The sequence below is a fragment of the Streptomyces sp. NPDC056987 genome, from assembly GCF_042673865.1.
In the GTDB taxonomy this organism is placed as follows: domain Bacteria; phylum Actinomycetota; class Actinomycetes; order Streptomycetales; family Streptomycetaceae; genus Streptomyces.
In genome coordinates this window covers 309,766-328,967 of the sequence record NZ_JBHURV010000004.1, presented here as the reverse complement: position 1 = coordinate 328,967, position 19,202 = coordinate 309,766, and the positions used below count along the sequence as shown (strand labels likewise).

At 71.7% G+C, this 19,202-nt stretch carries 19 protein-coding genes and 1 tRNA gene; 18 read left to right on the top strand and 2 right to left on the bottom strand.

All coding sequences use genetic code 11. The annotated features are described in order from the left end of the window. The first annotated feature begins 65 nt into the window (after window positions 1–65). Window positions 66–812, top strand: a complete 747-nt coding sequence (locus tag ACFTZC_RS07525) for a BTAD domain-containing putative transcriptional regulator (protein WP_382887743.1) — start codon at window positions 66–68, stop codon at window positions 810–812. A 51-nt stretch (window positions 813–863) separates the two neighbouring features. On the opposite strand, the gene ACFTZC_RS07520 is transcribed toward ACFTZC_RS07525, so the two are convergent. Beyond that, complete coding sequence (locus ACFTZC_RS07520) at window positions 864–1,871, bottom strand: bifunctional lysylphosphatidylglycerol flippase/synthetase MprF (RefSeq protein WP_382887741.1); 1,008 nt, start codon at window positions 1,869–1,871, stop codon at window positions 864–866. A gap of 191 nt (window positions 1,872–2,062) precedes the next feature. Between ACFTZC_RS07520 and ACFTZC_RS07515 the strand changes: the two genes are divergently transcribed. The 14 genes from ACFTZC_RS07515 (at window position 2,063) to ACFTZC_RS07450 (ending at window position 15,320) form a co-directional block, all read left to right on the top strand. Further along, window positions 2,063–3,766: an aldehyde dehydrogenase family protein gene (locus ACFTZC_RS07515; protein ID WP_382887739.1), complete on the top strand. Its 1,704-nt coding sequence runs from the start codon at window positions 2,063–2,065 to the stop codon at window positions 3,764–3,766. A 147-nt stretch (window positions 3,767–3,913) separates the two neighbouring features. Beyond that, window positions 3,914–5,050, top strand: coding sequence for an acyl-CoA dehydrogenase family protein (locus ACFTZC_RS07510; protein ID WP_382887738.1), 1,137 nt, complete (start codon window positions 3,914–3,916; stop codon window positions 5,048–5,050). Window positions 5,051–5,059: 9 nt separating this feature from the next. Continuing rightward, window positions 5,060–6,400, top strand: a complete 1,341-nt coding sequence (locus ACFTZC_RS07505; RefSeq protein WP_382887736.1) for an aspartate aminotransferase family protein — start codon at window positions 5,060–5,062, stop codon at window positions 6,398–6,400. Beyond that, window positions 6,393–6,899, top strand: a complete 507-nt coding sequence (locus ACFTZC_RS07500; RefSeq protein WP_382887735.1) for a type II toxin-antitoxin system RatA family toxin — start codon at window positions 6,393–6,395, stop codon at window positions 6,897–6,899. Before ACFTZC_RS07505 ends, ACFTZC_RS07500 begins: the two co-directional genes overlap by 8 nt. Further along, on the top strand, window positions 6,899–7,348 hold the full coding sequence (locus tag ACFTZC_RS07495) for a hypothetical protein (RefSeq protein WP_382887733.1): 450 nt from the start codon (window positions 6,899–6,901) through the stop codon (window positions 7,346–7,348). The genes ACFTZC_RS07500 and ACFTZC_RS07495 overlap by 1 nt, the downstream gene beginning before the upstream one ends. Before the next feature lie 44 nt (window positions 7,349–7,392). Continuing rightward, window positions 7,393–7,632 carry an acyl carrier protein gene (locus ACFTZC_RS07490; RefSeq protein ID WP_382887731.1) on the top strand — a complete coding sequence of 80 codons (240 nt, stop codon included), beginning with the start codon at window positions 7,393–7,395 and terminating at the stop codon, window positions 7,630–7,632. Beyond that, window positions 7,632–8,888 (top strand): beta-ketoacyl-[acyl-carrier-protein] synthase family protein, encoded by a 1,257-nt coding sequence (locus ACFTZC_RS07485; RefSeq protein WP_382887729.1) that lies wholly within the window; start codon window positions 7,632–7,634, stop codon window positions 8,886–8,888. The genes ACFTZC_RS07490 and ACFTZC_RS07485 overlap by 1 nt, the downstream gene beginning before the upstream one ends. Window positions 8,889–8,995: 107 nt before the next feature. Next, window positions 8,996–9,676 carry a class I SAM-dependent methyltransferase gene (locus ACFTZC_RS07480; protein WP_382887727.1) on the top strand — a complete coding sequence of 227 codons (681 nt, stop codon included), beginning with the start codon at window positions 8,996–8,998 and terminating at the stop codon, window positions 9,674–9,676. 17 nt (window positions 9,677–9,693) lie between these two features. Beyond that, window positions 9,694–11,148: a cytochrome P450 gene (locus ACFTZC_RS07475; RefSeq protein ID WP_382887726.1), complete on the top strand. Its 1,455-nt coding sequence runs from the start codon at window positions 9,694–9,696 to the stop codon at window positions 11,146–11,148. 56 nt (window positions 11,149–11,204) lie between these two features. Continuing rightward, the gene (locus ACFTZC_RS07470) at window positions 11,205–12,224 is read left to right on the top strand and encodes a hypothetical protein (protein WP_382887724.1); all 1,020 of its coding nucleotides are present in this window, start codon (window positions 11,205–11,207) and stop codon (window positions 12,222–12,224) included. Between the two features lie 19 nt (window positions 12,225–12,243). After that, window positions 12,244–12,762 (top strand): SRPBCC family protein, encoded by a 519-nt coding sequence (locus tag ACFTZC_RS07465; protein ID WP_382887722.1) that lies wholly within the window; start codon window positions 12,244–12,246, stop codon window positions 12,760–12,762. A 173-nt stretch (window positions 12,763–12,935) separates the two neighbouring features. Then, window positions 12,936–13,475, top strand: a complete 540-nt coding sequence (locus ACFTZC_RS07460; RefSeq protein WP_382887720.1) for a flavin reductase family protein — start codon at window positions 12,936–12,938, stop codon at window positions 13,473–13,475. Then, window positions 13,472–14,872: an NAD(P)/FAD-dependent oxidoreductase gene (locus ACFTZC_RS07455; RefSeq protein WP_382887719.1), complete on the top strand. Its 1,401-nt coding sequence runs from the start codon at window positions 13,472–13,474 to the stop codon at window positions 14,870–14,872. The genes ACFTZC_RS07460 and ACFTZC_RS07455 overlap by 4 nt, the downstream gene beginning before the upstream one ends. Before the next feature lie 58 nt (window positions 14,873–14,930). Beyond that, a complete protein-coding gene (locus tag ACFTZC_RS07450) occupies window positions 14,931–15,320 on the top strand; it encodes a hypothetical protein (protein WP_382887717.1) in 390 nt (129 codons plus the stop codon). A gap of 13 nt (window positions 15,321–15,333) precedes the next feature. On the opposite strand, the gene ACFTZC_RS07445 is transcribed toward ACFTZC_RS07450, so the two are convergent. After that, a tRNA-Arg gene (locus tag ACFTZC_RS07445) sits at window positions 15,334–15,420 on the bottom strand. A 162-nt stretch (window positions 15,421–15,582) separates the two neighbouring features. Here ACFTZC_RS07445 and ACFTZC_RS07440 point away from each other — a divergent pair. From ACFTZC_RS07440 to ACFTZC_RS07430, 3 genes are all read left to right on the top strand, one after another. Then, window positions 15,583–16,278: a GDSL-type esterase/lipase family protein gene (locus tag ACFTZC_RS07440; RefSeq protein ID WP_382887715.1), complete on the top strand. Its 696-nt coding sequence runs from the start codon at window positions 15,583–15,585 to the stop codon at window positions 16,276–16,278. A 157-nt stretch (window positions 16,279–16,435) separates the two neighbouring features. Next, the gene (locus ACFTZC_RS07435; RefSeq protein WP_382887713.1) at window positions 16,436–16,942 is read left to right on the top strand and encodes a hypothetical protein; all 507 of its coding nucleotides are present in this window, start codon (window positions 16,436–16,438) and stop codon (window positions 16,940–16,942) included. A gap of 172 nt (window positions 16,943–17,114) precedes the next feature. Continuing rightward, window positions 17,115–19,058, top strand: coding sequence for a WD40 repeat domain-containing protein (locus ACFTZC_RS07430; protein WP_382887711.1), 1,944 nt, complete (start codon window positions 17,115–17,117; stop codon window positions 19,056–19,058). The last annotated feature ends 144 nt before the right edge of the window (window positions 19,059–19,202 follow it).

The following is a 19,202-nucleotide window of genomic DNA, read 5'->3' as shown; positions in this document are numbered from 1 at the left end:
ACCCACTCATCGGTCGCATCAGGAAGGCAACGGGGCGACAATTGCAGATCAAACTTCTCGGACCGATGGAAGTTATCGACGACGGGGCCCAGGTCCGGATACCCGGGGAGAAATTACGCTCGATCATGGCAGCCCTCTCCCTGTCCGTCGGCCGCTCCGTCTCACGGAGTGAGCTCATCGACGAGCTGTGGGGCGAAGCACCCCCGAACAGCGCGGAAAATTCACTGCACGGCCATATCGCCCGACTACGAAGGGTGTTGGTCGCACACGGAGGAAAGGCGGCGCTGCGGAATGTCATCCAGACCTCTCCGACCGGCTATGTCCTGGAGCTGGCCGAGGAGAACGTCGACGCTTCCCGGCTGCCCCAACTGGTGTCCCGGGCCGACGCGATCAGCGCGTACGACCTCCGGGGAGCAGTCGATCTGCTGAACGAGGCGGTGGCCCTGTGGCGCGGTCCGGCACTGATCGACGCAGGGAACGGGATGATCTGCCAGGTGGCCTACACCCAGCTGGAAGAGGTCAGACTGGGCGCGTACGAAAGGCTGTTCGACCTGCGGCTCCGGCTGGATCACCCCCGGGCCGTCATCCCCGCGCTGGAACACCTGCACGCCAGATATCCGCTGCACGAACGTTTCTGCGAACAGCTCATCACCGCGCTCTACCTCTCGGGCCGGCAGGCGGACGCGCTCAACACGTACCACCGCACCCGGGAGTACTTGTCGCAGCATCTGGGACTGCAACCCGGACACGGGCTGCGTGACACGTTCCAGGACATCCTGCGGCAGGCACCGCATCTGACCAGACAGGACTGAACGGGCAGAACCGACCGGGCAGAACCGTCCGGACGGAACCTGCCACCGGGGTCACACCGACTTCGTGACCCGCAGGATCTGCCAGATGGCCCCCAGCCTCGCCCGGCCGTGGAAAGCCACGTACTCGGGAAGCACGAGCTGGGGGCCCCACTTCTCCTTGTAGGCGAGCTGACTGGCCGCGGGATAGATCGTGTCGCCGCGGTCGGCCAGCAGCCGGATGATCTTACGGGTGGCCTTCCCCGCCCCGGCCGGATCGTGCTCGGCGGAGAGTCCGGTGAACGGGGTGAAGCCGAAGTGCAGCCACTCGGCCTCCTCCTCACGGAACCTCTCCAGCGCGGTGAGGTTGATGGCCTCCATCACCCCGGGCGGCGCGTCCGGGAGCCGTCGGCTGAGGTCGTGCAGCCACCCGGGGCGCGAGCCGTACGCGGGTGAGTACGAGATGTAGGCCACGGGCTTCCCGTCGAGGCGGCCCAGCATCAGCCGGCGCGCGTGCTGCGCCGGTCCGCCCAACTCGCCGACCAGGAACTCGATCTCCTTGACGTGGCGGCCCTTGCTCCGCAGCCAGGCGCCGTCGATCCCGTCGATCTCCGCCGCGCACTCCCCGTACGGGACCTCCGTCACCTCAAGTCCGCTGCGCCGGGCCCGCGATATCTTGTTGCGGAGCTTCATGAAGCGGCTGCCGCGCAGCGCGAAGTCCGGCAGGTGCACCGAGTACGACGAGCCGATCTGGTTGACCGTGAACCCGCACCGGACGAAGAGGTCGACGTCCGGGGAGAGGACCTGGACGGCGACCACCTTGCGGCGCCGGCGGCGCGCGTGGTCGAGGAAGGCCCTCAGCAGCGTCTCCCGCTGATCCGGCGGGGCGTGGACACCGCCGAACTGGAGCAGGTACGAGCCCGCCTCGCGATAGGCGACGACCCCGTCCGTCGCCGGATCCGTGAAGTACCCGTTACCGGAGTTGAGCGCGAGAAAGGCGCTGGGATTGTCACCGCCCGCGCGGAGCCTTTCCAGCACGTCGAGGACTTCTTCGTCGGTCGTCACTCCGCTGAGCGTCGTCATCCCACTCCCGTCGCCTGGTGCCCGGTGCCGTGCTCCCCAGACTCTCCGCCATGTCTCTTCCATTTCCCTGAAACACCCGTCTCAGCGCCGTCTCAGCGGCGTCTCAGCACCGTCTCCGGGGATTTTCAGGTGGGCATGTGATGGTCGTAGCACCACTTGGAACTGCGAACTTTCCCGTCGGCAGACGGGAAATGGAGAGACGGAGGGACTGCGTGAGCAGCGATGTCGCGACGCCTTCGGCGTCCGGAAAAGTAGATTCCGGAACACCCCGTTCGGAAGTCCCCACGTATCTTTCTCTCATTGACGGGAAGAACGTTCCGGGCGAGTCCTGGGTCTATGTCGTCGACTCGGACGCCCTGCTCGACGACGCCTTTTCCACGCTCGCCCTGAAGCGGAAGCTGGAGAGCGGACGCATTCCCGCGGAGAATCTGCCGGCCACCATTGTCGGCCGGGTCGCGAGGGCGGACCGCCGGACCACGGACCTGGCGGTCGAAGCGGCGGCCGCGGCGGCCCCGGAGTGGGCCGCGTTCCCCCCGGAGACCCGGATCGAGCGGTTCGGCACGCTGCTGCACCGCAGGATCACCGAGCAGGCCGGGCGGATCACCGAGGTCCTCGTCCAGGAAGGGCACCCGCTCGCGCTGGCCCGCTGGCAGGTGTCCGGGATTCTGGAAGGGTTCGGCCCGCAGTCGCTGGGCTTCTACCGGAGCCAGATGCTCCAGGAGTACCGGCACGGGGAGCGGGAGATCTCCGTACGCCGCCGCCCCGACGGGGTGGTCTGCCTCAACCCGCCGCAGAACGCCCCGCTCTCCAGCGCGCTGCTCGGCGTGACCTCGATCATGGCGGGCAACGCCCTCGTCGTACGGGCCCCGCGCAGCGCCCCGCTCGGCGTGATGTACGTCCTCCAGGAGGTGGTGGCCCCGGTCCTGGCGGAGCTGGGCGCGCCGCCCGGCACCCTCGGCGTGGTGTGCGGCGATCCGGCCCCGATGCTGGACGCCTGGCTGGAGAGCCCGCACGTCGACGACATCATGTACTTCGGCAGCAGCGAGAACGGGATCCGCTTCCAGGAGCGCTGCATCGCGGCGGGCAAGAAGCCGATCCTCGAACTGGCCGGGAACGACGTCGTGCTGGTGTGGAAGGACGCCGATCTGGACCTGGCGGCCGAGGCCATCACGGAGAGCTTCTACGGCTCCGGCCAGCTCTGCATGATCCCCAACCAGGTGGTGGCCCACCCGGACATCGCCGACGAACTGATCGCCGTGCTCGCCGGCAAGGCGGCCCGGATCAGGCCGGGACGCTCCTCCGAGGAGGGCGTCCTGCTCACCCCGGTGCTGCGCAACGAGAAGTTCTTCGCCTGCCTGCGCGACGCCGTCGACCGGGGCGCGGAGGTGGTGTGCGGCGGGCACGCGATCCAGGCCGACGGAACCCGTGACACGGCGGGCATCTTCCTGGAGCCCACGGTCGTCCGGGTCCGGGGCCTCGCCGGGGCCAGGGAGGTCCAGGCGGTCCGCGAGGAGACGTTCTTCCCGCTTCTCCCGGTGATCGTGGCCGAGCCCGCCCCCGACGAGGTCCTGCTGGAGCGGTTCGTCGACTTCGTCAACAGCAACGCCTACGGGCTGCGGAACTCGGCGTGGGCCCGGGACCCCGCCGTGGTCGACCGGATCGTCACCCGGATCACCCAGGGCGGGCTGCTCAAGGTGAACGACTCCCACATCGGGTTCCTGCCCTACCTGCCGTCGCACGGCGGGACCGGGCTCACCGGGGGCGTGTTCGGCGAGGCCAACTACCCGATCCTGCGCACCTCCCACATCCAGGGCGTGAGCGTCGCCACCGGCGCGCGTCCCTCCGAGGCGGTGTTCGACGCGTGGAAGGCGCTGCGGGCCGCCGCCGGCCACTGACGGCTCCCGTAACGGCGGCCACCGACCGGTCCGGCTGTCGCCTGCCACCGACCGGCCCCGTACCCGCGGCCACCGACCGTTCCCGTACCGGCAGGTCCTCCCCGTACCGGAGGTCCGAAGCCACCCGAACCGAACTGAGGAGGATCCATGCGCTCGTCGCAAGCCGCACGCGAGACGTGCGAAGCGTTCCTGCCCGGCCTGCTCGATCAGCTCGCCGGCACCCCGCTGGAAGAGCTGGAGGCGCCGCAGAACCCCGCGCTCGACCACTTCCGCGCGGCCGGCGGCCCCGGCCTCGTGATCCCCAAGACCTACGGCGGGGCGGGCGCCGACCCACTCCAGGCCCTCGCCGTCGTACGGGCCCTGGCCTCCAGGGCGCCGTCCCTCGCCATCGCCACCACGATGCACCACTTCTCGGTGGCGACCCTGTTCACCCTGGCCGAGTCCATCCAGAGCAGCGGCATGGAGTGGGCCCTGCTCGAAGGGGTCGCGGAACAGCGGCTGCTGATCGCCTCCGGTTTCGCCGAGGGCAGGCCGGGCCGGGGCATCCTCTCGCCGATGATGACGGCGACGAAAGCCGACGGCGGTTATGTGATCAACGGCGCGAAGAAGCCGTGCAGCCTGTCGCGCTCGATGGACCTGCTCACCGCGAGTGTGGCGCTGCCGGCCGACAGCGGCGAGCCGAGGATGGCGGTGCTGCTGATACCCCGGGAGACCGAGGGGATCAGCGTCCACCCGTTCTGGGGGAGCCGGACCCTCGCGGGCGCCGAGAGCGACGAGGTACGGCTCAAGGACGTCTTCGTCGACGAGCAGCTCATCATGCGCACCGAGCCGGGCGACGCCGGGAATCTCGACGACCTCCAGACCGTCGGGCTGATCTGGTTCGAACTGCTCATCTCCGCCTGCTACCTCGGCATCGTCAGCGGGCTGGTCGAGCGGGTCGTCGACGGCGGCCGGGGCAGCGACTCCGACCGCGCCCGGGTGCTCACCCGGCTGGAGACGGCCGCCCTGCTGCTGGAGGGCACCGCCCGCATGATCAGGGACGGTGACACCGGCAACAAGGACCTGGCCCGGGCGCTCGTCGCCCGGTACGCCGCCCAGGACGCGCTGGGCGACGCGCTCTGCCAGGCCGTAGAACTGCTCGGCGGTACGGCCTTCATGTCCTCCTCCGACGTGGCCTACCTGGCCGGGGCCGCCCACGGGCTCTCCTTCCACCCGCCCTCGCGGGCGAGCTTCACCCGCCCGTACCTGGACCATGTCGCGGGCGCCCCGCTGCGGCTGACCTGAGGGGGAACCATGCCATCGACTTCCACGCCCACATCGGCACCTGCACCCGTATCAACGCCGGCTTCGGCACCACGGACGCCCGTGCCCGGCCGCGACGCCCTGGGCCTGCTCTACCGGTCCCGGCTGGGCAAGGGCCGGGCCACCCTCGGCGAGCTGTTCGGCGGGCATATCGAGGTGGCCTCGCAGGGCGCCTGGGTCACCACCTCGGACGGCGCGTCCTTCCTGAACTGCGGGGGTTACGGGGTCTTCCTGACCGGCGCCCGCCATCCCACCGTCATCCGGCACGTCGCCGAGCAGCTGGCCACCCATCCCGTGGCCACCCGGCTCTTCCTCGAACCGCAGGCCGCGCTGGCCGCCGACGCGCTGGTGTCGGTCGCGCCGGCCGGACTGGAGCGGGTCCACTTCGCGGGCTCGGGGGCGGAGGCGGCCGAGACGGCGATCAAGATGGCCCGCACCCAGGGCCGCCACCGGCTGATCGCCACGGAGAACGGGTACCACGGCAAGACCATGGGCGCGCTCAGCCTCACCGGCAGGAGCGTCTTCCAGGCCCCGTTCCGGCCGCTGCTCCCGGGGACCGCCCATGTCCCGTACGGTGACGCCGCCGCCCTCGAACCGCTGCTGGCGGCCGCCCCCGGTGAGGCGTGCGTCTTCGTCGAGCCGGTGCAGGGAGAGGCCGGGGTGGTGATCCCTCCGGCGGGCTATCTGCGTGCGGTGCGTGAACTGTGCGACCGGTACGGGGCCTTCCTCGTCCTCGACGAGATCCAGACCGGTCTCGGCCGGCTCGGTTCCTGGTGGGGCGCCGACCGGGAGGGGGTCTCCCCCGACATCCTGCTGGTCGGCAAGGGGCTCAGCGGGGGTGTCGTCCCGGTGTCGGCCGTGGTCGCCACCCGGGAGGCCTTCCGCGCCTTCGACCGGGACCCGTATCTGCACACGTCCACCTTCTCGGGGGCGCCGCTGGCGATGGCCGCCGTACGCGGGTCGCTCGCGGCGCTGCACGAGGACGACCTCGTGGCCCGCTCCCGCGATCTGGGCGCCGAGATCCTGCCGGAGCTGACCCGTATCGTCCGGTCGCACTACGGCGCCGCCGTCCGTGAGGTGCGGGGCCGGGGGCTGCTGCTGGGGATCGAGTTCGCCGACCCGGGGCCGGCGGGCGATCTGCTCATCGAGCTGATCATGAACGGCGTCATCGCCAACCACTCGCTCAACTCGCATCTCGTCCTGCGCTTCACCCCGCCCGCGGTACTGACCAGGGGCGACCTGGACTTCTTCTACGAGGCGGTCGACCGCGCGTGCCGCGCGCAGGGCGCCCGGTACGCACCCACAGCGGAAGGCGACACCATCCATGCGTAGCGTTCATGTGACCGTACGTGTCCACGGGATCGACGCGGCGGCGGCGTACGAGCGGGTCGGCGCCTTCGGCCGGTACCCGGAACTGAGCGAGGTCATCCGCTCCGTGACCTCCCGCCGGGTCTCGGACCGGGAGGAGGTCAGCGACTGGGAGGTCCACTTCCGCAACGGGATCCTGAGCTGGAGCGAGACCGACCTGTTCGACCGGGCGTCGCTGACCATCGGTTTCGAGCAGATCGACGGTGACTTCGCCGAGTTCAGCGGCGCCTGGCGGCTCACCCAGGACGGTCCGGACTGCCTGGTCGCCTTCGACGCCGAGTTCGACTTCGGCATCCCCAGCCTCGCGGGCATCCTCGACCCGGTCGCGGAGCGGGTCCTGAAGGAGACCATCGCCCGGGTCGTCATCAGCCTTTTCGGCGGCGACGCCGCCGTGGCGGGCGACGAGGCGGTCGCCCGCGCCGTCGCCGGGGCGAGCACCGTCGCCGTGGCGGGACCGCGCTGATGGACGGGAAGAACCTCTTCGAGACGGCGACCACCTACCGGCTGATCCGGCTGGAGTACGGGCTCGGTCTGGTGATCGCCGCCGTCTTCTTCCTCGTCCACATCGACGAGGTCAGATGGCTCCCGGCGATCGGGCTGTTCGTCTACATCGACCTCATCGGCTACCTCCCCGGGGCCATCGCCTACCACCGCAGCACGTCGAAGCGGATCCACCGGGGTTACTACGTCGCCTACAACGTGATGCACAGCCTGATCACCCAGACGCTCGTGGTGCTGGCGTGGATCTGGCTGTGGGGCCCCGAGTGGGCGCTGCTGGTCGTCCCCATCCATCTCTTCGGCGACCGCGCCCTGTTCGGCAACTTCCTCAAGCCGTTCGCGCTCAGCTTCGAACCGGTCGCCCATCCCGCGTACACCCGTTTCACCGACCAGTTGGCCGCCCCGGGCCGCTGACGCGCCCATCCCGGCCCACCACCCGTCTCCGGAAGGAACCTCTCGTGGAAGACACCTATCAGCGCCTCGTCACCCTGCTCACCAGCACGTTCGGCCTGGACGCCGACTCCATCTCGCCGACCAGCACCCTCAGCGCCCTCGAACTCGACTCCCTCGCCCTCGTGGAGCTCTCCGTGGCGGCCCAGGAGGAGTTCGACGTAGCGATCGAGGACAGCGAGATGGGCCCGGAGTCGACCGTCGGAGAGGCGGCCGAGATCATCTCCGGCAAGCTGGCGGTCGTCTGATGGGCCGGGAACCGACGACCGCCCCGGCCCGGGCCCCGTTCGACGCGGCGATCACCGGGGTCGGCATGGTCACCGCGGCCGGGGTCGGGGTGGAGCGGAGCTGGGAGCGGATCCGCGCCGGGGCGGGTACCGCGGCCTCCGACGTCCCCGCGCTGGCCGGCATACCCGCCGACTTCGCCTGCGCCGTAGGGGACTTCGACCCCGGCGGGCTCATCGACCGCAAGCAGAGGTGGCGGCTGGACCGCAGCAGTCAGCTCGCGCTGGTCGCGGCCCACGAGGCCGTCACCGACTCCGGCCTCGACCGGGACTCCTGGGACGCCACCCGGGTCGGGGTGATCCTCGGCAACGGCATCGGCGGCGCCGCCACCTGGGAGAAGCAGCACCATGTGCTGCTGGAGAAGGGACCGCGCAAGGTCTCCCCGCTGCTCGTCCCGATGCTGTCGGCCAACATGTGCGCCGGATACGTCTCCATGATGTTCGGCGCCCAGGGCCCCAGCCTGGTGACGGCGACGGCCTGCGCGTCCGGGACGACGGCGGTGGGCATGGCGCGCGAACTGCTGCGCACCGGGGTCTGCGACGTGGTGATCACCGGGGGCACCGAGGCGCCGCTGGTCCCCTCGATGATCGTCGGGTTCAGCCAGATGCGGGCCCTGGCCGGGCGCCGCGACGACCTGTCCGCCACCTCCCGCCCCTTCGACGCCGACCGCGACGGCTTCGTACCGGCGGAGGGCGCGGCCGTCCTCGTCCTGGAGCGGGCCGCGGACGCCCGGGCGCGGGGCGCCACCGTCCGGGCCATGGTGAGCGGTTACGGCGCCTCCGCCGACGCGCACCACGCGACCGCCCCCGAGCCGAACGGCCGCGGCGCCGAACTCGCCCTGCGCGCCGCGCTGCGCGACGCCGGGGTCGGCCCCGGCGAGGTGGACCACGTCAACGCGCACGGCACCGCGACCATGCTGAACGACGCCACCGAGGCCAGGACGATCCGCCGGGTGCTCGGGGAGCGGCCCGCCGTCACCTCCGTCAAAGGGGTGGTGGGCCACTCCCTGGCGGCGGCCGGCGCCATCGAGGCGGTGGCCACGGCGCTCACCCTCGAAGAGGGCCGCGTCCCGCCCACCGCCAATCTGGAGAGCCTCGATCCGGAGCTGGAGATCGACGTGGTGTTCAAGGCCGGCCGCGATCTGCGCGCGGAGGTGGCCGTCAGCAACTCCTTCGGATTCGGCGGCCAGAACGCCGTCCTGCTCTTCACGGCGGCCTGACCGGGCCGACGGCCCGACCCGCGCCGGGCCGCGGCTCCGGCCCGTTCCGGAGCGCAGCCCGTTCCGTGGCGCCACCCAGACCTTGCGAACCGTGAAGGGAAGTCCGGATGATCGACAAACTGCTCAAGGCACCGCTGGAGTTGGTGGAGAACAACTTCAAACGGCCCGACGGGCGCGCCGGTCGGCTGATCGGCCACGTGATGACCAAGCAGCACCGTACGCTCACGGTGTGGGCGATCGAGCACATGGGGGTACGGCGCTCCGAGCGCGTCCTGGACATCGGCTGCGGCGGCGGAATGGCCGTCAAACTGCTCTCGGAGCGGGCGAGTCAGGGGTTCGTCGCCGGGGTGGACTATGCGCCGGAGATGGTCCGGCAGTCCGTACGGCGCAACGTCGACGGTGTCGCGGCGGGCCGGGTGGAGTTCAAACAGGGCGACGCGGGCGAACTGCCGTACGAGGACGCATCCTTCGACCAGGTGAGCGCCATCGAGACGTTCTACTTCTGGCCGGACCCGATGCGTGGGCTCGGCGAGGCGTACCGGGTGCTCAGGCCCGGCGGCCAGGTGTCCATCACGCTGGAGATGAGCCGGGAGGCGGCCGAGCGGCCCACGGCGAAGCAGCGTTACCTCGGGAAGCGGTTCACGGAACGCTCCGAGCGCGAGGGCCTGCGCATCCTCTCCGGGAACGATCTGGTGGAGATGCTGGGCAAGGCCGGTTTCCGGGACGGCCGGTACGTCGCGGAGCCGACCCGCTCGTTCGGCTGGGTCTGCGCCCTGGCCCGGAAGTGAAGGGGACGGAACCGCCCATGACCCCGGCCCGCGACACCGCCGCCCGCACTCCCCTCACCACTCCCGCTTCCACTCCCACCGCCACCGCACCCGCCGCGCCCGAGGCGCGCGCCCTGCCCGTGCTCGGCAGCGTGCTGGACTTCCGCAAGGACATCCTGGACGCCATGCACCAGGGCTGGCGCGATCACGGCGATCTGGTCCGCTACCGGCTCGGCCCCGTCGTCGTGCACGGCGTCTCCAGCCCCGAACTGGCCGGCGTGGTCCTGACGGACAGCGCGACGTACGGCAAGCTCGGCGCGGACAACCCGCTCCGGCTGATCCTCGGCGAGGGGCTGCTCACCAGCGACGACCACGAGAGCTGGATGCGCAACAGGCGCATGATGCAGCCCATCTACACCAAGCAGGCCATCTCCCGCATGTTCGAGTCGATGGCCGCGTCGACCGCCGACCAGGTCGCGCACATGGCGACCGCGTACCGGACCGGCGACGTGGTGGACATCCACGCGGAGATGATGCGGGTCACCCTCGACATCGTCAGCCGGTGCATGTTCAGCACCGATGTCGAGCGGACCAGGGACATCAGCCCGGAGGCCGTCGAACTCGCCGTCAACTACGCCTTCGACCGGCTGCAGAACCCCTTCAGCCCGCCGACCCGGTGGCCCACCCCGCGCAACCGCCGCTTCCAGGCCGTGATGCGGCGGATGGACACCATGACGTACGGGATCATCGAGGAGCGCCGCAGGGCGGCGGCCTCCGGTGACCGGCGTGCCGGCGGCGAGCCCGACCTGCTCGACATGCTGCTGGACGTACGGGACGCCGACACCGGCGAGGGCATGAGCGACCGTGAGGTGCGGGACGAGGTCATCACCACGTTCGGCGCCGGGCACGAGACCACCGCGATCACCCTCACCTGGGCCTTCTACCTGCTCTCCGGCAACCGCGAGGTGCTGCGCCGGGTGCAGGAGGAGGTGGACGAGGCCCTCGGCGACCGGATGCCCACCATGGCGGACCTGGCGGCCATGCCGTACGCCCTCCAGGTCTTCGAGGAGGCGCTGCGGCTCTACCCGTCGGCGCCGATCGTCCCCCGGCTCGTCCTCAAGGACACCGTGCTCGGGGGCCACACCGTACCGGCCGGGTCGCGGCTGCTGGTCAACCTCTACAACATCCACCGCCACGACCGGCACTGGACCGATCCGGAACGCTTCGATCCGGACCGCTTCACCGCCGGGGCCAGGAAGGGACGCCACCGTTTCGCGCACATGCCGTTCGGCGCGGGTCCCCACCTGTGCATCGGCAAGCACTTCGCGCTGATGGAGGCACACCTGCTGCTCGCCGCCCTGGTACGGCGGTACGAGTTCCGGCACGTGCCCGGGCACCGGGTCGTCAACCAGGCGTCGATCACCCTGCGGCCCCGCTACGGAATGTCCATGACCGCACACGCGCGTACGGGAGCCGCCGGCACCGCCCGGTGAGCCGCCCGGAGCCCCTGAGCCCGGTAGAACCCTGCCACGATGGGAAGACGGACCCGATGAACCACGACCCCCGCACAGCGGACGCCGATCGCCTGAACTGGACGCAGTACCGTCCGGGTCAGAAGGCGGGCCACTACGAGAGCTTCTACCAGCGGGGCAACCACCCGACGGAGCCCCGGGCCTTCTGGATCCGCTACACGGTCTTCAGCCCCGCCGGGATGCCCGACGCCGCCATCGGCGAGCTGTGGGCCGTCTACTTCGACGGGACGACCGGCCGCCATGTCGTGGCCAAGGAGGAGTACCCGATCTCCGACTGCCACTTCAGCCCCGACTCCTTCGGCGCCCGGATCGGCGACCGGGTCCTGGAGCCGGGCAGCCTGAAGGGCGAGGCCACCGGCACCAACGGCAGCATCGGCTGGGACCTGAGTTACGAGGGCACGGAACCGCCGCTGCTCCTGCTGCCGCCCGGCCTGTACCAGGGCGGATTCCCCAAGGCGAAGAGCCTGGTCGGGGTCCCTTCGGCGACATACGGCGGCAAGCTCACGGTCGACGGCGAGACGATCGACGTCGACGGCTGGACCGGCAGCCAGAACCACAACTGGGGCAGTCGGCACACCGATCACTACGCCTTCGGCCAGGTGGCCGGGTTCGACGGCCACCCGGACAGCTTCCTGGAGATCGTCACCGCGACGACGCGGCTGGTGGGCCCGGTCAAGACCCCGAAGATCACGTTCCTGGTGCTGCGCCACGACGACCGCGAGTACACCCTGTCGTCCATCCGGCAGGGGCTCAAGGCCAAGGCCGACTTCGGGTATTTCTACTGGGACTTCGCCAGCTCCGACGAGACGACCGCCGTCCGGGGCCGCTTCACCGCGGCCCCCGAGGACTTCGTCGGGCTCAACTACTACAACCCGCCGGGCGGCATCAAGCACTGCCTGAACACCAAGATCGGCCGCTGCGAGCTGGAGATCCTCAACAAGACGACGCGGACGATCCAGCGGCTCACGACGGGCAACCGCGCCCTGATGGAGATCCTGACCGACGACCGCGAACACGGCATCCCGATCCGCGCGTGAGCGAAAGGAAGACCTCCGAGTGACCGACCACCGGACCGCCCCCGTCCAGGGGGAACCCGACACCCCCTCGTACATGTCCGAGAGCATCGTCATCCGCGTACCGCCGGAGGCCGCCTACGCGGCCGTCAGCGATGTGGCGCGGATGGGCGAGTGGAGCCCCGAGTGCCGTGGCGCGTGGATCATCGGCCGGGGCGGCCCGGCCAGGACGGGCATGCGGTTCGTCGGCCGCAACCGCGCCCGCTGGCTGCCGTGGCCCACCCTGTGCCGGGTGGTCGAGGCCGTACCGGGCCGCGTCTTCTCGTTCCACGTGAGCTTCCTCGGTATCCGGGTGGCGGGCTGGACGTACCGCTTCTCGCCGCTGCCCGAGGGGTGCGAGGTGCGGGAGGAGTGGCGGGACCACCGGGCCGGTCCGCTCGGCATGGCGCTCACCGCCGTCACCCCGCTGGTGACCGGCGTCGGGCGGCGCAGGGCCCGCAACCGGGCGACCATGCGCACCACCCTGGTCGCGCTGCGCGACGCCCTGGAATCGGGGCGCTGACGCGCGGGTCGCGGCACCACTGATACGCCGGCCCGCGGCACCGCTGGTCGCGTCGGCCCGGCGCCGCTGATGGCGCCGGTCCGTGGCACCGCTGTTTCCGCCGGTCCGCGGCACCGCTGATCGCGCCGGCCCACCGTACAGAGAACACCAGCCCGGACAGAAGGAGCCCCAACATGCCGCACGTCATAGCCGACGCGCGCCCCGGCGGGCCGGATGCGGACCGGATGTCCGTTCCCGGCGCCGCTCTCTGCCTGGACTTCTACGCCCGCCTCGCCTCCGGTACCGCGGTGGTCACGGCGCCCTCGGACGACGGGCCGGTGGGGACGACCGTCTCGACCGTCACCTCGCTCTCGGCCGACCCGCCGCTGCTGCTCGTCTGCCTCTCCCACTCCTCGCGCACGCTCGCCGCGATCGAGCCGGGTTCCGCCTTCGCGGTGCACCTGCTGACCGAGGAACAGCGCGGCCGGGCGCGGCTGTTCTCCACCGCCACCCCCGCCGAGCGCTTCGCCGCCGAGTCGTACGAGGAGGTGCTCGGCGTCCCCGTGCTCGCGGACACCTTCGCCTGGTCGATCTGTGTGACGGAGGAGGTGCGCGCGTACGGCGACCACTGCCTGGTCGTCGGGCGGGTCGCCGCCCTGCACCTGGCGACCGGACGCCCCCTGATCTGGCACGACCGCGGATTCCACGCCCTGGCGGAAGGGGCGGCGCGATGACGGCGCCGGAGTTCCCGGCGGACGGGGAGCCGTGCTGGGCGTCCGCCGCGGGAAGCGCCCGCGGCTCCACCGGCACCGCGCCCATCGTGCCCATCGTGCCCATCGCGCCCGCCGCGCGGATCTCCGGCGGGCTCACCGCCGACGTCGCGGTGGTCGGCGCCGGTCTGGCCGGCCTGTCCACCGCGTACCACCTGGTCGAGCGCGATCCCTCGCTGGACATCGTCGTCGTGGACGCCCGGCATCCGGCGGCCGGCGCCAGCGGGCGGGGCACCGGGCTCCTCGGGCCCCGGATCGGGCCGGCCGTCGACCGGGCGGCCCGCCGCTTCGGTCCGTCCACGGCGCGGCGCATGTATCTGGCCTCCGTCACCGCCGTGGAGCGGGTGATCGCGCTCACCGAGGAGCTGGGCGCGCCGTGCGGGCTGCGCACCGGGGAGCAGATCGTGGCGACCCGCGGCGCGGCCGGCCTGGCCTCCCTCGCCCGGCAGGCGGAGACCTACCGCGCGCTCGGCCTGGACGTGCCCGTGCTGTCCGCCGCCGCCATCCGCGAGCGCGTCGACGTGCCGTACCACGCGGGTCTGCTCCACCGCTCGGCCGCCACTCTCGACCCCGCAGCGCTCAGCGGTGCGCTGGCCGCCGCCTGCGCCGCGAAGGGCGTCCGCTTCCACGACGGCAGCCCACTGCGCGGCCTGCGCCCCGGCAGCGGCGCCCGCGCCCGCACCGATTTGCTCTTCCCCAGCGGCACGCTCCGGGCCCGTAAGACCGTCCTGGCCGTCAACGCGGCGGCGGGGGAACTCGGGCTGCCCGTCGGCACGGTCCTGCCCCTCCAGGTGCATGCCGTCGCCACCGGCCCGCTCGGCGCCGAGACCCGCGCGGCGCTGGGCGGCGCCACCGGGACCGCCGTCGTCGACAGCGTGCCCCTGGCCCCGTACTTCCGCCTCACGGACGACGGACGCCTGGTGGTCGGCGGCGGCCGGGCCCTCCACCTGCCCGGGCTGAGCCCCGGCCGGGCCGCCGCGCTGCGCGCCGCCACATGGAGCGGGCTGGAGGAGCGGCTGCGGCTGCTGCATCCCGCCCTCGCCGAGGTACCGGTCCGGCACCGCTGGTCGGGCCAGATCGGTATGACGCTGGACGACCTTCCGGTGGTCGGGCGCGTGGGGGGCCACCCGGACCTCTGGTACATCGGCGGCTGCTGCGGCCACGGCCTGGCCATGTCGGTGGCCCACGGCGCGCACGTCGCGGAGTCCCTCGTGGCGGACCGCACGGCGGCCCGGGGCCCGGCCGCCCACCCCTGGCACCGCGACCGGGCCCCCTGGGCCCCGCTCACCGCGCGCCCGGCCAGGGGGCTCCTGCGGGCCCATCTGAGCGGCCTGGACCGGGCGGCCCGCCGTACGCCGTGAGGCACTTCGCGCACCACACGTTCCTCGTCACGCACTCTCACCATGAACGGAACCAGACATGTGGACCGACCGACTCACCACCGCGCTCTTCGTCGTCGTCGGTGCGATCAACCTGCTGCCGGGCTTCGTCGCGCTCGCCCCGTCGCAGATCACGACGGCGTACGGGGTGTCGGTCGCCGGCCCCGACTCCGCCGATCTGACGGTGCTGCTGCGGCACCGCGCGGTGCTGCTGGGGCTCGTCGGAATCGGCCTGCTCTGCGCGGCGTTCCTCACATCGCTCCGGGTGCCCGCCCTCGCGGCCGGCGCGGTCAGCATGGGGACGTTCCTGCTGCTCGCCTACTCCACGCCGGGGCTCAACGAGGCGACGATGCGCGTGGCCCGTATCGACATCGCGGCGTTCGCGCTGCTGACGGTGGCGGCGGTCCTGGTGTGGCGGAAGAACGCCTGACCACAGCGTGGTGCGGAGAGGGCAGGATTCGAACCTGCGAGGGCTTTCGCCCGGTCCGAGTCGCCTCGGAACCCCGTTGGGCCGCTTCGGGTACCTCTCCTCACGGTGGGAGGGGGTTCCGGAAGTCCCGGACCGTCCCGCCGTGCTGATGATTCTGCCGGTCCGGCCTGACATTTCGCTGAGACGGACCTGAGATCGCCACGCATCCCGCTGTAGAGCAGTTGAGCAGTTGAGCAGTAGAGCCGTAGACAGGGGAGAGCTCGTGTCCGAACCGCCCGCACCCGCCGACAGCGAGGCGAACGACCCCGGTTGTCTGAGGGACGGTGAGGCCGCCCTGCTGCTGGCCGGTCTGCGCCGGCGCCGGATCGTGGTGCTCGGCGACGGCAGGGCGCCCCGGCGCGTGGAGCGGGTCCCCGGCTACGACCGCACGCCCTGGTACGACCGCGTCGCGGACGCCCTGCGCGTGGTGCACCCCCGGCTCGCCTGCCTCAGCCTGCTCGGCGCCCGGGAGCAGAGCGCCGCCGCGGTCCGCTCCCGGCAGTTGCCGCGTGCGCTCGCGTTCGGCGGCGATCTGGCGGTGGTCCACCTGGCCGGCCATGACGTGCTCCGTCCGGCGTTCGACCCGGACGCGCTCCGGACCGAGGTGGTCCGCGTCGTCGCTCCGCTGCGCGAACACGGTTACGACGTCATGCTGGTGACCCCCTTCGACCTGACCCGGTCGCCCGGCGCGCGGCTGCTCGGCGAGAAGGTGCTGCGGACCCGTCAGCGCGCCCAGTCGGAGGCCTGCGCGACCCTGGCCCTGCGGCACGGGTCCCTGCACGTGGACCTGTCCGCGCGGCACCCGGCGGCGGGCGAAGAGGTGTGGAGCGCCGACGGCCTCGTCCCGAACAGCCGCGGCCAGGCCGTCCTGGCCGCGGCGGTGGTGCGTACGCTCGGGCAGCACCTGCGCGCGGGCTGAGCCGGCGCCGTCCGGGCCGAGCCGGCGCCGCCCAAGGTGAAGGCCCGGGCAGGAATCCGACAGCAGGCGGACAAGACTCGGACAATGCCCTGGTCAAGGGGTTCCGGCGCCTCCTATACCGGTCGGGAGCACCCGATACGCAGGAGGTACAGGCATCATGCGGAAATCCTTAGTTGCTGTGGTCGCCCTCGGTGGTCTGGCGATCGGTGGTACGGGGCTGGCCGTCGCGGGCGAGGAGGTCGCCGGGGCCGGTGGTCCCGGCAGCGCCGCGCAGAGCGGGCAGACCGGTGAGAGCCGGACGCTGCGGTCGGGCGAAACGCAGGGGGAGGCCGCCGGGCAGGCCGCGGCTCCCCAGGTGACGAACGCCGCCCAGGCCGCGGACCTCGTGCTGCGGGTGGTGGGGGGCGGGCGTGTCACCGGGGTCGGGTTGGAGGAGGAGGACGGGCGCGCCGTCTGGAAGGTCGTCTTCGTCAACGGAACGGGGACGCGCGGGGCCCAGGTGGACGCGCTGACCCGCGTCGTCGAGGAGACCGCCGCCGATCCCGCCATCGCCGGTGGCAGCACCTTCGACGATGACGACTCCTGCACGGACGGCGACGACAGCGATGACGACGATGACGACGATGACGACGGAGGCCGCGAGGGCGTAGAGCCCAACAAGTAGGCCGGACAACAGGAAAGGACAGGCAGGCAAGGGCAAGCAGGCAAGGCAAGGGCAGGAAAGCGGCGCACATACCCCGGTCGGCGGCACGGTCCCCACCGTCCGCCGGCCGGGTCCGTCGCACCGTGGTGCCCCTCCCGGCAGGCTTTGCCCCCGACACCAGGGAAACGTCATCGTGAAGCCGGCAGACCGCATCGTCAGGATCGTGCACGTGGACGGCACGGGCCTTCTCGCCTCCGACACCCACGGGCGGGTCCATCTGCTCGACACGCGGTTGCGGGTCGTCAGGTCGTCCCCCTTCGTCCCCCAGGGCAGGCCGCTCTACGGACTGGCCGTCGCCGACGGCTGGGTCATCGGCAAGGACCGGATGGGCGCGCTGTTCCGGTGGTCGCTCGACACGCTGGAGCTCGTGGACCGGCTCGACCCCGCGACCGTCTGCGACCCGGCTCTGCTCCTCCCCAACGAGCGCCCCTCCCCCGTCAGTTCGCGGGGCATCGGCATCTGGAAGGGCAAGGTCTTCGTCAGCAGCGGCTACCACCGGCAGATGCTCGTGGTGGATCTGCACACGTTCGAGGTGCTGGAGATCCGCCCCAACATCTGCGGCACCAGCCCCATGGAGTGGGCCTGCACCGACCATCCCACTCTGCACGCCGTCTCCGACAAGAAGGGCAACCTCCGGTTCGGTTCGTTCGACGGGGACGCCGACTTCCCCGACCGGGTGAAGCTGGACGACGGCAACATCCACCGGGTCCGCTACGACGCCCGCCACGACCGGTTCTGGGCCACCCAGGACTTCGGCGCGGGCGAGAACGCGGACATCGCCAACGGGGTCGTGGTCGTCGGCGCCACGGGCGAGAAGGAGGACGAGTGCCTCTTCGCCCGCGACGACGTCGAGTTCGTCACCTTCTCCCCCGACCACCTGCGGGCCTACGCGGGCGGCTTCGACGGCGAACTCCACATCTTCGACAACACGGACCGCGCGCTGCGCATCACCCGTACCGTGACCGGGTTCTCGCACCAGCTCTCCGATCTGACCGTCGACTCCGACGGCCAGGTGTACGTGCTGTGCCAGGACGGCGAGATCGTCCAGCTCGACGCCGACGGCACCTTCGTACGGGCCATGGGCTTCCCCCGGCAGGCCGTGTGGGACATCCAGCCGTCGCCGGAGGACCCCGGCACCCTGTACTGCGCCACGGACACGGGCGTCACCGTCGTCCGCGTACAGGACTCGGTGGCGGGGCCGATGACCCACGTGGTGGCGGAGCACACCACCGGCTTCGGGTTCACCCGCCGGGTGGCCCCCGTACGGTCCGCGGGGAGGTCCGGCTGGGTCGGTATCACCCGCGACCACCGTGCCTTCCGTACCGACCGCACCGACCACACCGACCACGGTGACGGCGACCCCGGCGGGCCGGACCCGGTGCTCCGCTGGAGCGTGGAGCTGCCCGCCCTCCCCCACACGGTCGCGGTCAGCCCGGACGGCGCGCGGGCCCTCGTCGCCACCAACGCGGGCGCCGTCGAGCTGGACACCGCGGACGGGCGGCGGCTGGACACCTTCACCGTCGACGGACTGCCGGTCTGGGCGGCGGTCTACCTGCCGGACGGCGACCGCCTCCTGGTCACCAGGAACGGTGTGATCGTCGTACTCGACCGGGCGGACGCGTCCGTACGGTGGCGGTTCGACCAGGGCGAGTACCCCAAGCGCCTCTGGATCCAGAGCGGCCGGGCCTACCTCACCGGCGACGGCGGGGTGAAGGAACTCGTCGTCGGCGAGGGCGTGGTGGCCCGCTGGCTGAAGCTGCTCTCCAACACCGTCGAGAACGCCGTCGTCGGCGACGGCCTGGTGATCGCCAGTTCGTACGGCATGCAGCTCGCCGCCTACGACTACACCACCGGGACCTTCCTCGGCCTCTTCGAGGACCTGCCCGACTACCCCAAGGCGCTCTCGCTGCTGCACGGCGCCGACGGCACCCCGTACCTCCTCGTCGGCTGCCGTACGGGGCTGCTGTCGCTCTACCGGATCGAGCGCCGCCCGAAGAAGGTCCGGCTCGTCAAGGTGCGCGACCACTGGCTGCCCCGCCGGCCCGCCGCCCTCGACCTGCGGATCCACGACCGGTGACGGCCCTCTTGACGACCTCTTCGGCGGCCCTCTTGACGGCCCCTTTGGCAGCCGCTTTGACGGCGCCCTTGGCAGCCGCTTCGACGGCTCCTTCGACGACCATTCGCCCGACGCCCCCAGCGACCGACCGCCCGGAGAGGGAAG